Here is a 13,969-nt window from a genome sequence, read left to right as displayed (position 1 = left end):
TTGCGTCCTTAGTGTTGCAGGTTATTTTTAAGCCATTGCGAGAGTTGCGCGACATCATCCACATGCGTTAATGATGGTGAAGCTTTTAAAGTATCGGGTGGGTGAGCGCCATAAGTCACAGCTACCGCATCGACCCCAGCATTCGCTGCCATATCAAGGTCGTGGGTTGTGTCCCCAATCATGAGCATGCGACGAGTCGGTACTTGAGTCACATCCGACAGCTCAAGCAACATTCCTGGATGTGGCTTAGAAAAAGATTCGTCAGCCGTACGAGTCTCATGAAAGAGATGGCCGATCTGATGATGCCCAAGCGAGCGATCTAGTCCGACGCGCGACTTTCCAGTGGCAACAGCTAGTAAATACTGTTTAGCATGCAGTTCTTCTAAAAGTTCTCGTATGCCAACAAACAAATCGAGCTCATGATCTTTGGCCAAGTAGTGATAACGAAAACGCTCTGTCAGCTTTGGAAAATGGGCCGGCTCTATCCAAGGAACCGCTCTGCGCAATGAATCCTGAATTCCCAAACCAATGACTGAACTCGCTAATGTGTCGTCAGGCTCTTTAAAACCCAAATCGCGACAGGCTTGCTGAATACAATGCACGATGGTTGGCGTGGAATCCATGATGGTCCCATCCCAATCCCACACAATCAGATCATAGGGTCGATTCGATTTATTTGCTTGAGACATTCTGATATTTACTGCTCAAAGGTTTTCATCATGGCGGTAAATTCTGCGGGCAATGGCGACTCAATCCGCATCTTTTCGCCAGTACGCGGATGAGTAAAACCAGCTAGATGAGCGTGTAGATATAAGCGTTTGGATTTAACTACCTTATCCAAATCTTCAAAGCCATATTTATCATCACCCAAAATTGCGTGGCCCAATTTTTGCAAGTGCACCCGAATCTGATGAGTGCGTCCCGTCTTCAGTTGCGCCTCAGCGAGAGTGATTGATGCACCCTCGCGCTTAAGCACTTTAGTCACTCTTAAAGAGGTATGGCTTGGTAATCCATCTGGATCTACCCGAACGCGGCGCTCGCCATTAGGCAGAAGATATTTATGCAGCGGATATTTGAGTTGCATGGTTTGGGCACCTTGTACGATTTCACCATGTGCAAGCAAGTAATAGCGCTTATCCGTTTGGCCCTCACGTATTTGACGATGCAGCTCCACCAAAGCGCTTCGCTTTTTAGCCAAGAGTAGAACGCCTGATGTGTCACGGTCTAAGCGATGGACTAATTCCAAAAACTTGAGTTCGGGGCGGGTAATGCGCAGGGTCTCAATGACACCAAGTGCGATGCCTGAGCCACCATGCACAGCTAAACCCGTTGGCTTATTTACTATTAAGAGTGCTTCGTCCTCAAAAAGGATGGGCATTTTGTCTGAGTAGCCGTGCGCCCGAGATTTAGTTTGAGCACTATTGACCGCAGCCATTTGGGCCGGTTCAGCAATTCGAACTGGGGGCAGTCGGACCACGTCCCCCTCAATCAGACGGGTAGTTGGCTCAGCCCGCTTTTTATTCACCCGGACCTCACCAGATCGAATAATTCGATAAACGTGGCTTTTGGGAACCCCTTTGGCCCAACGTAACAGATAGTTGTCCAGGCGTTGGCCGGCCTCTTCGGGACCAATGGTCTGAAGATGCACTGCAGCAGGCGCTGAAGTAGTGGGCGTTTTAACCTTTAAGGGCTTGGAAATGGGTTCGGATTTCATGATTTATCTTTCTTGTGACCCCACCAGGGGATGACAAGGGGCTCAACAATACCCCATTGTCACGCAACTTGTGCCGTATAATCAACGCTCTAGCCAATTTATTGGCCCGAGACCAACCTGAAGTCAGGTTTGAATCGTGGAGCTTGGAGTCGCCCTTTAAAAGACTCCCGGGGTTGCCCCTCCCCCGTTTAATGAGGCGCAGGGTTGGTGTGCCGTATGCCGCGACCCGCGATTAGAAGACAGTTTTCAGGCGCGCGCCTGCATTGATGACCTAAAGGAGGTCTCTGCGGCGATCGTCAGGTGTGGCACCATATTAACCAACAGTTAAGCTGGTGAACTAGGCAAAAAATGTCTAGATTTGCATGATCCACACTCATAAACCGCCTTGGGCTTAGTCCCAAGTGGTATCTAACTTGTCCCCTAACGCAGCGCGCAACGACGCCCTCCCCCATAGGAGAGTGTTATGAAACGCATGTTGTTTAATGCAACTCAACAAGAAGAGTTGCGAGTTGCCATCGTTGATGGTCAAAAACTCATTGATATCGATATCGAAGCTGCCGGCCGTGAACAACGCAAAGGCAACATCTACAAAGGTGTCATTACCCGTATTGAACCTTCCCTTGAGGCCTGCTTTGTCAATTACGGCGAAGAGCGTCATGGCTTTTTGCCATTTAAGGAAGTGGCCCGTACTTACTTTAAAGAAGGTATCGACGTTCGTAATGCCTCCATTAAGGATGCCTTACGCGAAGGTCAAGAAATCATTGTTCAAGTAGAAAAAGAAGAGCGCGGCCAAAAAGGTGCAGCCCTTACATCCTTTGTCTCCTTGGCAGGCCGTTATTTGGTTCTCATGCCGAATAACCCACGAGGGGGTGGCGTTTCCCGCCGTATTGAAGGTGAAGACCGTCAAGAACTCCGCGAAGCGATGGCTCAATTAGAAGTGGCAGATGGCATGAGCATCATTGCTCGTACCGCTGGTATTGGTCGTGACGCCACTGAATTGCAGTGGGACTTAAGTTACCTCATGCAATTGTGGAAAGCGATTGATGAAGCTGCCAAAGGCAACTCCGCCCCATTGCTGATCTACCTCGAATCTAGCTTAGTGATTCGCGCGATTCGTGATTACTTCCAGCCTGATATTGGTGAGATTCTCATCGATACCGATGACATCTACGAACAAGCTGCAGCATTTATGTCTGTAGTGATGCCTGACAATTTGCCACGAGTAAAGCGCTATCAAGACGATGTGCCTTTGTTCTCTCGTTTCCAGATTGAGCATCAAATCGAAACTGCTTACTCACGCACTGTGCCATTGCCATCTGGTGGCGCAATCGTGATCGACCACACTGAAGCCTTGGTTTCAGTAGATGTCAACTCAGCACGTGCAACCCGTGGCTCTGATATCGAAGAGACTGCTACTCGCACCAACTTAGAAGCTGCTGATGAAATCGCCCGTCAAGCGCGTTTGCGTGACTTGGGTGGCTTGATCGTGATCGACTTCATTGACATGGAATCGAGCAAAGCACAAAAAGATGTTGAGAACCGTTTACGCGATGCTCTGCGTCATGATCGTGCTCGCGTTCAGATGGGCAAAATCTCCAAGTTTGGCTTGATGGAAATGTCTCGTCAGCGTTTGCGTCCTGCACTGTCTGAAGGTAGCCATGTCACCTGCCCACGTTGCAATGGCACTGGCCACATTCGCGATACTGAATCTTCTGCATTGCAAGTTCTGCGAATTATTCAAGAAGAAGCGATGAAGGAAAACACAGCAGCGATTCATACACAGGTACCAGTCGAAGTGGCTGCCTTCCTCCTAAATGAAAAACGTGCTGAAGTCATCAAGATCGAGACTCGCTTCAAAGTGAACGTCTTAATGGTTCCTAATAAGCATTTAGAAACTCCGCATTACAAACTAGAGCGCTTGCGTCATGACGACCCACGTCTTGACGACCAAAAGGCTAGCTATGTGATGGCGGAAGAAGCTGCTCGCGAACTCGAGACGGACACAACAGTTAGCAAAAAAGATGCGGATGTAAAAGTACGTCCAGAAGCAGCAGTTAAAGGCATCACTCCAACACAACCTGCACCAGTTAGTCAGCCACGTCCTGCACGTACTGAAAAAGTAGCGACAGAAAGTTCTGGCGGTCTCTTTGGATTTATTAAGAAGCTTTTCTCTTCATCCCCAACAGTTGAAGAGAAGCCCGCTCCAAGCAACCCACGTGGCCGCAATCAAGGCCGTAATGGCAACGATCGCAATCGTGGTCGTAACCGTCGTGGCGAGCGTACTGAGCGCCCAGCAGCAGCTGTAGCTGAAGGTGCTCCAGCAGAAGGCGCTAACAATAATCGCAACCGCAACAACCGTAACGGCAATCGCAACCAGGGCAATCAAAATGGTCCGAAGCCAGAACGTCAAGATGCGAACCGCAATCAAGCTAATCCAGCAGCAGTAACACCTGCAACTGAAGCCGCTCCTGGTAGCGAGACTACTCCAGGCGCTGAGGGTGAAGAGCGACGCGGTCGTGGTCGCAACCGTCGTGGTCGTGGTCGTGGTCAGCGTGGCGAGCGTACTGAAGGTGGCAATGATGTTGCTAATACACCAGCAACTGCTGTGTCAGCAAACCCATTTACAGGCCCTCCAGTAGGCATGGCTGGCGCATCTGCAAGCATGCCCATTCAGAACATTACGAACAGCTTTGGTAACGTAAAACCTGTAGCAGAGAAACAAGAAAGGCAAGAGCGCGCACCACGCGCTCCACGTCAATCAAATCGTCCTGCACAAAACTCTGCTCCTGCGTCTACTCCAGCGCCAGTTGCTGTTGCGGCTGCCAAGCTAGAAGTAATTGCCAAGCCTGTACCAGAGCTTCCTAAGGTTGCCTTCCAGGCGCTTGAAGAGACTCCATTGCACAGCGTTGTGCAATCAGCCGGCATGATTTGGGTTGCTACCGACTCTTCAAAGCATGCTGATGCTCAAAGTCAGATTCAGGCAGAGCCTGTTGCTCATAACTTGGGCAGAGCACCTAAACCGGCTGTTAGTCTTCATGATGGCCCAATGGTTTTAGTAGAAACCGGCGGCCAAGAAAAAACGGTTTAACGCTTATTGAAGCTTTTTCTCCAGACCGCCATTTATCCCAAAAGGATATTTGGCGGTTTGGCAGAAACCCCGTTTCACAGCCATAATTGCGTATATGGTTGAAAAAGTAATCCCCATTCGAATAGACGAAGGCAAAGGCCTAACGCCACCCATTGGTGCCGAACTCGTCACTCCTCACGGCCATACGAAAGACACTCGGGGACGCACCCTAAGAGATCTCCGTATCTCAGTGACTGATCGCTGCAACTTCCGCTGTACCTATTGCATGCCTAAGGAAGTGTTTGACCAAAACTATCCTTACTTAGCTCATAAAGAATTGCTGAGTTTTGAAGAAATCACTCGCCTCACTTCTATCTTCGCCACATTAGGCGTTGAAAAAATTAGACTGACTGGTGGCGAGCCTTTGCTACGCAAGAATTTAGAAGTGCTGATTGAGATGTTGGCAAAAATTCAGACGACTGAAGGTAAGCCGCTTGATCTAACCTTAACGACTAACGGCAGCATCTTGCGCAAGAAAGCTACCGCTCTAAAAGCAGCCGGCCTCCAAAGATTGACAGTAAGTCTTGATGGGTTGGATGATGCGATCTTCAAGAAAATGAATGATGTCGATTTCCCAGTCGCCGATGTACTTGATGGAATTGCCGCAGCACAAGAAGCAGGCTTCCAGAACATCAAAGTCAATATGGTGGTGAAAAAAGGTACCAACGATCATGAGATTGTTGCAATGGCTAAGCACTTTAAAGGTAGTGGCGTCATTCTGCGTTTTATTGAATTTATGGATGTGGGTAGCTCTAATGGCTGGAATATGGAGCAGGTACTTCCATCCAAAGAAGTCATTGCCAGGATTCATGAAGCCTTTCCTCTGGAGCCTGTTGAAGCCAACTACACCGGCGAAGTTGCACAGCGTTGGCGCTATGTCGATGGCTCTGGCGAGATTGGCGTGATCTCCAGTGTTACTCAAACGTTCTGTCATGAATGCTCTAGAGCGCGCATCTCGACTGATGGGCAAATGTATCTCTGCCTTTTTGCCAATGAAGGTTTTGATTTTAAAACCCTATTACGCTCCAGCAAGAGTGATTTAGAAATCGCTAATGCAGTAATGAATACCTGGTCAACTCGCAACGATCACTATTCAGAAATTCGAGGTTCGCATACCGCGAATCTGTTATCTGGTAACCGCAAGGTTGAAATGTCTTACATTGGTGGTTAATGATTTCTACTGAAGACATTACTGGACTCATACTTGCTGGCGGGAGAGCACAACGCATGGGTGGCATTGATAAAGGCTTAATCCCTTTTCACGGTAAACCACTCATCGAGTCAGCTATCGTAAAACTCAAGCCCCAGGTACAAACCATTGTGATTAATGCCAACCGCAACATCACAAAGTATGCGAGCTATGGGTATCCAGTGATCATGGATGAAACGCCAGATTTTTCAGGGCCGTTAGCAGGCTTCTCTGTAGGCTTGAAGTCCTGCAAGACGGCTTATCTCCTAACTTCACCTTGCGACTCACCCTTGCTACCCAATAATCTCGCAGAGTTATTAATTACCGAGATGGAGCGAGGGGATTTTGAATTGGTGTACGCCTCTACCAAAGAAGCGGATGGTAAAGTATGGGCACAGCCTGTTTTTTGTCTTATGCGTAGTAACTTGCAAGATTCATTGAATCAATTTCTCCAAAAAGGGGATCTCAAAATTGATCGCTGGTTTAAAGGGTTGAGAAATAGCACTGTGGTTTTTAAAGATCCACAGGTATTTGCCAATATAAATACCCCTGATGAGCTAAAGTCACTAGAAGAAGTATCAGCATGAGTCATTCCCCAAACCAACCTATTCTCTTGACCTCGTCACTACATGTGGATGACGCACGCAAGGCAATTGCCGCGTTGGTAGAAGATCTCATTGAAGAAGCTAAGACGATTAATGATCCTGCAGATATTGAAAATATTGCATTGGATCAAGCGATTAATCGGATATTGGCAGCCGATTTACTTTCACCCATCGATGTTCCGGCTGCAGACAATTCGGCCATGGATGGTTTTGCATTTGATGGCAAATGTCTCGACACCAACAGCACGGCCATCACCTTAAGAGTGATTGGTACAGCGCTTGCCGGCAAACCCTTTGAGGGCAGCATTGGTCCTGGGGAATGCCTCAAGATCATGACGGGCGCACTAATGCCCACTGGCTGCGATACCGTCATTCCACAAGAATTCACAAGTGACAAAGATGAGAATGTAATTGAATTCAAGCAAGATCAATTAAAGCCTGGCGAGAACAGACGCCTACGTGGCGAGGACCTTCAAAAGGACAAACCCGCAATTGCTGCCGGCCGCTTACTGCGCCCTTCTGATCTAGGTCTAGCCGCATCACTTGGCATTGCCTCCTTACCTGTAAAGCGCAAACTCAAAGTAGCTATTCTGTCTTCCGGTGATGAATTGCGTGCGCTAGGCCAAGCATTGGATGCAGGCAGCATATATGACAGCAATCGCTACAGCCTTACTGGTTTACTTAATCGCCTGAATTTAGAGATCATTGACTGCGGCATTGTGCGCGATGATCCCACCCTTTTGAAGCAAGCCTTCATCGATGCCGCTAGCAAAGCAGATGTATTGATTTCTTCTGGGGGCGTTTCGGTTGGTGAAGCAGATTTCACAAAACAGATCATGCAAGAGTTAGGCGATGTCGGTTTCTGGAAAATCGCCATGCGCCCAGGACGCCCTATGGCGTTTGGAGTTCTCAAACCAGTCGCTGAAAAATCTCCTGCTCGCAAAACACTCTTCTTTGGCCTACCCGGTAATCCCGTAGCAGTCATGGTGACCTTCTATCAATTTGTCCGAGCAGCACTTCTACAGCTCAATGGTGCCAATCAGACTGAGCCACCTCTTACCCAGGCCATTGCCGAAGTTCCCATTCGAAAAAAACCAGGTCGTACAGAATTTCAACGCGCTATTCTAGGACGTGGAGTCGATGGCAAACCAGCAGTAAGGCTAACTGACAGCCAAGGTGCTGGAATTTTGCGCTCGATGAGTGAGGCCAACTGCTTTGTGATCCTAGGTCATGAGCAAGGAAATGTTGCCGCTGGAGACTGGGTAGATATAGCGCTTTTTGATGGACTGCTTTAAGATTGCGTCATCATGAAACTTAGCAAAAAAGAACTCGTCTTTCTAGACCCAATGCATACCGCCAAAACCTTAGTTTTGGTTTACCTCTGCTTCTCTGTACCAATCGTATTGTTGGCTTTGTTTGTAGCCTTCATTCGTGACGGTGCTATCCCAGGATTTACTGTGTTATCCGCACTCATTCTCAATGCCCTGCTCGGGTTTGGATTGTTGTGGATCGCCTGCAAAGTCTATAACTGGGTTGCTGGAAAATTCGGCGGTATTGAATTAGCGTTACGCGAATTGCCAGAAGAAATTGATGCTGAGTAAACATTGGATATTCGGAGTTATCTCCAATAAATAAAGCCGAGTAATGCTCGGCTTTATTTTTACTAAGTTTTATAAACTTCGGCGTTAATAAGGCTGGGTGGTTTTTTTCCTGCAAGCACTGCACGTAAGTTATCTACCGCCAAATCCACCATCGCTCTACGTGTTTTTTCTGTAGCACTCGCAATGTGCGGAGCAAGTACTACGTTAGCCAATTTCAATAGCTCGGGGTGCACTTTGGGCTCGCCTTCGAATACATCTAAGCCAGCTGCAAAGATTCTTTTTTCCTTTAGGGCTTGAGCCAGAGCTGCATCATCCACAATGCCACCACGAGCAATGTTTATCAGGGTTGCCGTTGGTTTCATGAGAGCAATTTCTTTGGCGCCAATCGTATGATGACTCTCGGCGCTATAAGGCAACACTAGAACTACGTGATCAGCGGTGCGAAGTAATTCTTCTTTAGAAACATACTTTGCGCCACAGGCTCTTTCATCAGCCTCTGATAAATGACTGCGATTGTGATAAATCACATTCACCCCAAAACCCAATGCGCGCTTGGCGATGCCTTGACCAATTCGGCCCATACCAATAATGCCTACTGTACTGTGATGCAAATCCATACCAAGGGGATTATTCACAATGGACCACTTGTCCCACTGTCCTGCCCGTACCCAGTGCTCAGATTCAGTTATACGCCTTGCGGTTGCCATCAATAAAGCAAAACCAAAGTCAGCTGTTGTATCAGTTAAAACATCTGGCGTATTGGTTGCAATTACACCAGCAGCAGTCATGGTCGGCACATCAAAATTGTTATATCCCACAGAAATATTGGCCACAACTTTCAGATCCTCGGCATGCATTAAGGCATTTGCATCAATTCTTTCACTACCTGCAACTAAAGCCCCTACAACCCCAGAGAGTTCTTTTTGCAACTCTTCAGGGCTAAAAATCCGATCCTCCTGATTGGATCTCACCTCAAAAGATTCCTCTAATTTGGCTAATGCCTCTGGAAAAATGGCTCTTGCCACCAAAATCTTGGGTTTTTGCTGATTAACTGGGCTATTGTGCTGTGTATTCATATTGGGAACTTTACCTCAACTAAATAGACCCTTTCGCCTGAAAAATAGGCTATTTCAGCTAAAATTGAGGTTTTATAACTAAGCACCCGGCTTTTTGGGGCTCTTGAAACAAAACACCATGACTTACGTTGTTACCGAAGCCTGTATCCGTTGCAAATACACTGACTGCGTTGATGTTTGCCCAGTTGACTGCTTTCGTGAAGGTCCTAATTTTTTAGTGATTGACCCAGATGAGTGTATCGATTGCGCAGTTTGTGTTCCAGAGTGTCCTGTTAACGCTATTTACGCTGAAGATGATGTTCCTGGTGATCAACAGTCATTCATCAAACTCAACGCTGAACTTTCCCCTTCTTGGACTTCGATTACTAAGTCCAAAGCAGCTCTCCCAGATGCTGAAGAATGGAAAGACGTTAAAAACAAACTTGATCAGCTAGTAAAGTAATTTTCTAGCCAAAGAAATTGGTGTCGAATAAACCTATAGAAACCGATGCCGTCATCATTGGCGCCGGTCCTGTGGGTCTCTTTCAGGTTTTTGAATTAGGCCTCTTAGAAATTAAAGCGCATGTGATTGATTCGCTACCAGAGGTAGGCGGTCAATGCATCGAGCTTTATCCAGATAAACCTATCTACGATATTCCTGCGATTCCAGTGTGTACTGGTCGCGAACTTACCAATAACTTACTCAAACAGATTGAACCCTTTAAGGCTCAATTTCATCTGGGTCAAGAGGTTAGTACGCTTGAACCCCAAGCCGATGGCCGCTTTCTGATTAGCACCTCGCAAGACAATCACTTTCTGAGTAGATCTGTATTTATTGCTGGTGGTGTTGGGGCTTTTCAGCCTCGCACCATTAACCTTGAAGGTATTAATGCCTTTGTAGGGAAACAACTTTTCTATCATGTTAAAAATCCTGAGCAATTCGCGGGAAAGCGAATTGTGATTTGCGGTGGTGGTGATGCAGCCCTAGATTGGGCAATTCATTTTTCCGAAATTGCTGCCAGCGTTACCCTAATCCATCGTCGTGATGATTTCAAGGCTGCGCCAAAATCGATTGCGAGAATGCGCGAGCTATGCGCCAGTAATCAGATGCAATTGTTAATTGGACAAGTTACTGCTTATGAAGCAAAAGATGGTCTGCTTTCTGAGATCACTTTCACCAATATTGATGGTGAGACAAAACAGCTTCCACTCGATGATCTTTTAGTGTTTTACGGACTCTCCCCTAAGTTGGGTCCGATTGTAGAGTGGGGCCTGAATATCGATCGCAAACAAATCTGTGTTGATACAGAAAATTTCCAAACCAGCATCCCCGGAATTTATGCCGTTGGTGACATCAATGTCTACCCTGGTAAGAAAAAATTGATTCTGTCTGGGTTCCATGAAGCAGCTCTTGCCGCCTTTGCTGCCGCAGCATACCTAAACCCCGAAAAACAGATTCAACTCCAGTACACAACAACCTCTCCCAAGCTTCACAAGGCCTTGGGAGTCAAGTCGCCCACATTCGAGTAAGCTATCCTTAATTCGTTAATACATAACCACTTTTAGCCAATCTATATGCATCAATATCACGATCTCATGAAAGAAGTCCTCGCCAAGGGGGCTCAAAAGTCCGACAGGACCGGAACTGGCACGGTCTCCGTATTTGGACACCAGATGCGCTTTAACTTGGCAGATGGCTTTCCTATGGTGACCACCAAGAAGCTTCATTTGAAGTCAATCATCTATGAATTACTCTGGTTCCTCAAAGGCAGTACAAACAATAACTGGCTGAAAGAGCGCGGCGTATCCATCTGGAATGAATGGGCAGCACCCGATGGTGATTTGGGTCCTATCTACGGTTATCAGTGGCGCTCATGGCCTGCGCCGAATGGTCAGCATATCGATCAAATCTCCGAAGTAGTAGAGACCATTAAAAAAAATCCAGACTCGCGTCGCATTATTGTTTCCGCTTGGAATGTAGCTGATATTCCTCGCATGGCTTTGGCTCCTTGTCATGCCTTCTTTCAATTTTATGTAGCCGATGGCAAGTTGTCATGCCAGCTCTACCAACGCAGTGCGGATATCTTCTTGGGCGTGCCCTTTAATATTGCCAGCTATGCATTACTAACGCACATGATGGCGCAACAATGTAACCTGGAAGTGGGTGACTTTGTTTGGACCGGTGGCGACTGTCATTTATATAGCAACCATCTAGAACAAGTGGAACTTCAGTTATCGAGGAACTTCTTCCCCTTGCCTAAGCTTAATATTTTGCGCAAGCCTGATTCAATCTTTGATTATGAGTTTGAAGACTTCGAAATCATCGGCTATGAATCTCATCCTCACATTAAAGCTCCTGTAGCCATTTAAGAATCGTACTTATGACTCAACCTGCTATTTCTATGATCGTTGCGCGTTCACGTAATCACGTCATTGGCCGTGACAATCAAATGCCATGGAAGATCTCGGCTGATTTACAGTTCTTTAAGCGCGTGACCATGGGACATCCTGTGATCATGGGTCGTAAAACTTGGGAGTCCATTGGACGTCCACTTCCCGGTCGTCGCAATATCATCGTAAGCCGCAATTCAGATTATGAAGCTACTGGTGGCGAATTAGTCGGATCACTCGATGAGGCCCTGAATAGCTTAAGTGAGTTCCCACGTGTTTTTGTCATTGGTGGCGAGCAACTCTTCACGCAGGCCTTTCCTAAAGCAGATCGACTCTACATTACTGAGATCGATATGGATGTTGAGGGTGGCGATACCTTTTTTGAAGTTCCCGATAAGTCGGACTGGAAAGAAGTAGAGCGCACCCCTGGATCCGAAGGTGATGTTACCTTTAACTTCATTACGCTAGAACGGAAATAAAAAAGGAGTCCTTTTTCACATTAAAGCATTGCCGCTTTTACTGAACCACAATCTTTGCATCTTTTGCAATCTGGCCCAAGAATTCGTACTGCTTTCTTTGTGTCATGCCGGCACGAATAGCTGCCTTAGCTTGCTCGAATGCTGGTGGCTTGCTTGATTTCTTATCTTCCAGCTTGATTAAATACCAACCTTGCTGCATCTGAATTGGCGCTGGTGAAACCTGGCCCTTAGAAAGGGTTGCCAATACAGAAGCTAACTGTGGAGCCACTTGACCAGGCTGAACCCAGCCCACTGCACCACCCTGTACTTTGTTTGGGGCCAATGAAACACTCTTGGCAACCTTATCAAATGGCTCGCCTTTCTTAATACGTGCCAAGGCAGCTTGAGCATCGGCTTCGCTAGCTACTGCAAGATCACTCACTTTATATTCGGTAATCATGCCTTGAGGGCCCAAGGAGGTAATCTCCTTGTTGTATTCAGCCTGAACATCTGCTTCGGTGATTGGGTTTTTAGCCATATAAGTTGATAGCTCTAGATCTGCCAAATAATTTTGACGAATCATCATCAGTTGTGTATTGGCTTTTTCTGAGTTTGCTAAACCCTCTTTTTCTGCTTGCTGCGAAAGTAGCAACACCTCAATGTACTTCTCAATAACTACTTTACGTAATTCTGGAGAATCCTTTTGCCCTTGTGAAAGCGCAACTTTAATTCCCTGCTCCACCATATCATTGGTAATGATGGTTCCATTAACAGAGGCTGCAGCATTAATGGGTAAACCACTCTGCTGGGCATAAGCACCGCCAACAAGCGCGCTGGTCAAAAAGCCTACGGCGATAAAACGAACGACTATTGGATTCAATGCAGAGACAAAAGGTTTCATAAGGAGGATATCTTTCTAAAATTTAGCCTCAATACTACCAGTAGGTATGGGATCAAGAGCAATAAGGCGCAGTAAAATAGCGCTATGTGCGTTCAATATCTCACTACCGTAAATATTGATTGGGTAAAAACCCACTTTGACCTCGATTTACCGATATCAACGGCTCATGATGTACTCCCAACCCATCCAGGGCCCATCATCCTCAAAAGTCATAATGTCGACCGTACCGCAATCGGCTTAGCACGCTTTGGCCTGTTGCCATCGTGGGCTAAAGAAGAAACCTTCGGCAGAAAAACTTATAACGCGAGAGTTGAAACGGTAGCTGAAAAGCCTTCTTATAAATTCGCCTGGGCTAAGCGACATTACGCCTTAGCCCTAGCGGATGCTTTTTATGAACCTTGTTATGAATCTGGTAAGGCAGTCCGTACTGCTATCAAGCAAGCCAATCACGAACCAATGGCCATTGCCTCTATCTGGGATACTTGGACTGAACCAGAAACCGGTGAACTGATCGTTTCATTTTCTATGCTCACTATCGATGCTAGCAATCACCCAGTGATGAAGCGTATGCATAAATCTGAGGATGAGAAACGTACCGTGGTTCCCTTGCGACCTGAACTTTTTAAAGCATGGCTCAATGCCACACCAGAGGAAGCACAAGCGCTATTGCAAATAGACTCTATTCCTGAGCTAACGCTAGCCTAGAAAGTGATCACAGGCCTTGTGGCTTGATAAGGATCGGCTGATTGGGTTTCTATAGACTCAGCCTCTTCCTCACCATTTGGTTGATTATAAAATTTTGAATCCATTGCGCGTTCTTTAGCTATACGAAGATCTTCTGCTCTTGGATCAACTGGACCAAATGGTCCTTCTACTGGCGACATGGGCTGCTGGTTAAATTCCTGAACCTGCCCGGGAGTATATGGGG

15 protein-coding genes are annotated in these 13,969 nt (G+C 46.8%); 10 read left to right on the top strand and 5 right to left on the bottom strand.

Translation table 11 applies throughout. The features are described from left to right. Positions 1 to 8: 8 nt before the first annotated feature. The gene (locus ICE90_RS03450; protein ID WP_216190933.1) at positions 9 to 689 is read right to left on the bottom strand and encodes an HAD-IA family hydrolase; all 681 of its coding nucleotides are present in this window, start codon (positions 687 to 689) and stop codon (positions 9 to 11) included. Between the two features lie 8 nt (positions 690 to 697). Next, positions 698 to 1,714 (bottom strand): RluA family pseudouridine synthase, encoded by a 1,017-nt coding sequence (locus ICE90_RS03445; protein ID WP_216190924.1) that lies wholly within the window; start codon positions 1,712 to 1,714, stop codon positions 698 to 700. A gap of 463 nt (positions 1,715 to 2,177) precedes the next feature. Here ICE90_RS03445 and ICE90_RS03440 point away from each other — a divergent pair, with 463 nt between their 5' ends. From ICE90_RS03440 to ICE90_RS03420, 5 genes are all read left to right on the top strand, one after another. Further along, positions 2,178 to 4,802: an Rne/Rng family ribonuclease gene (locus tag ICE90_RS03440; RefSeq protein ID WP_216190922.1), complete on the top strand. Its 2,625-nt coding sequence runs from the start codon at positions 2,178 to 2,180 to the stop codon at positions 4,800 to 4,802. A 94-nt stretch (positions 4,803 to 4,896) separates the two neighbouring features. Then, positions 4,897 to 6,012 (top strand): GTP 3',8-cyclase MoaA, encoded by a 1,116-nt coding sequence (moaA, locus tag ICE90_RS03435; RefSeq protein WP_215321580.1) that lies wholly within the window; start codon positions 4,897 to 4,899, stop codon positions 6,010 to 6,012. Next, positions 6,012 to 6,617, top strand: coding sequence for a molybdenum cofactor guanylyltransferase MobA (gene mobA, locus ICE90_RS03430; protein ID WP_215321579.1), 606 nt, complete (start codon positions 6,012 to 6,014; stop codon positions 6,615 to 6,617). Before moaA ends, mobA begins: the two co-directional genes overlap by 1 nt. Continuing rightward, positions 6,614 to 7,930: a gephyrin-like molybdotransferase Glp gene (gene glp / locus ICE90_RS03425; RefSeq protein WP_215321578.1), complete on the top strand. Its 1,317-nt coding sequence runs from the start codon at positions 6,614 to 6,616 to the stop codon at positions 7,928 to 7,930. The genes mobA and glp overlap by 4 nt, the downstream gene beginning before the upstream one ends. Before the next feature lie 12 nt (positions 7,931 to 7,942). Next, positions 7,943 to 8,236: a hypothetical protein gene (locus tag ICE90_RS03420; RefSeq protein ID WP_072583151.1), complete on the top strand. Its 294-nt coding sequence runs from the start codon at positions 7,943 to 7,945 to the stop codon at positions 8,234 to 8,236. Between the two features lie 62 nt (positions 8,237 to 8,298). Here ICE90_RS03420 and ICE90_RS03415 read toward each other — a convergent pair whose 3' ends face one another. Then, complete coding sequence (locus ICE90_RS03415) at positions 8,299 to 9,312, bottom strand: D-glycerate dehydrogenase (RefSeq protein WP_216190920.1); 1,014 nt, start codon at positions 9,310 to 9,312, stop codon at positions 8,299 to 8,301. 118 nt (positions 9,313 to 9,430) lie between these two features. On the opposite strand from ICE90_RS03415, the gene fdxA reads away from it, so the two are divergent. Genes fdxA through ICE90_RS03395 form a run of 4 tightly spaced genes read left to right on the top strand, consistent with a single transcriptional unit; the run spans position 9,431 to position 12,161 of the window. Beyond that, positions 9,431 to 9,754: a ferredoxin FdxA gene (gene fdxA / locus ICE90_RS03410; protein WP_215322258.1), complete on the top strand. Its 324-nt coding sequence runs from the start codon at positions 9,431 to 9,433 to the stop codon at positions 9,752 to 9,754. A gap of 20 nt (positions 9,755 to 9,774) precedes the next feature. After that, positions 9,775 to 10,821: an FAD-dependent oxidoreductase gene (locus ICE90_RS03405; RefSeq protein WP_216190918.1), complete on the top strand. Its 1,047-nt coding sequence runs from the start codon at positions 9,775 to 9,777 to the stop codon at positions 10,819 to 10,821. A gap of 45 nt (positions 10,822 to 10,866) precedes the next feature. Further along, complete coding sequence (locus ICE90_RS03400) at positions 10,867 to 11,661, top strand: thymidylate synthase (RefSeq protein WP_216190916.1); 795 nt, start codon at positions 10,867 to 10,869, stop codon at positions 11,659 to 11,661. A gap of 11 nt (positions 11,662 to 11,672) precedes the next feature. Next, positions 11,673 to 12,161 (top strand): dihydrofolate reductase, encoded by a 489-nt coding sequence (locus ICE90_RS03395; RefSeq protein WP_216157540.1) that lies wholly within the window; start codon positions 11,673 to 11,675, stop codon positions 12,159 to 12,161. A gap of 37 nt (positions 12,162 to 12,198) precedes the next feature. Here ICE90_RS03395 and ICE90_RS03390 read toward each other — a convergent pair whose 3' ends face one another. Continuing rightward, on the bottom strand, positions 12,199 to 13,041 hold the full coding sequence (locus ICE90_RS03390) for a peptidylprolyl isomerase (RefSeq protein WP_216190915.1): 843 nt from the start codon (positions 13,039 to 13,041) through the stop codon (positions 12,199 to 12,201). Between the two features lie 84 nt (positions 13,042 to 13,125). Between ICE90_RS03390 and ICE90_RS03385 the strand changes: the two genes are divergently transcribed. After that, a complete protein-coding gene (locus ICE90_RS03385; protein ID WP_216190914.1) occupies positions 13,126 to 13,746 on the top strand; it encodes an SOS response-associated peptidase in 621 nt (206 codons plus the stop codon). On the opposite strand, the gene ICE90_RS10810 is transcribed toward ICE90_RS03385, so the two are convergent. Then, the gene (locus tag ICE90_RS10810; protein WP_255533281.1) at positions 13,743 to 13,925 is read right to left on the bottom strand and encodes a hypothetical protein; all 183 of its coding nucleotides are present in this window, start codon (positions 13,923 to 13,925) and stop codon (positions 13,743 to 13,745) included. The genes ICE90_RS03385 and ICE90_RS10810 overlap by 4 nt on opposite strands. Positions 13,926 to 13,969: the final 44 nt, after the last annotated feature.

Origin of the sequence: Polynucleobacter sp. AP-RePozz3-80-G7 (assembly GCF_018882145.1) — a bacterium.
GTDB lineage: Bacteria > Pseudomonadota > Gammaproteobacteria > Burkholderiales > Burkholderiaceae > Polynucleobacter.
The sequence above is the reverse complement of the archived record's forward strand: the minus strand, read 5'-3'. Positions and strand labels throughout refer to the sequence as shown.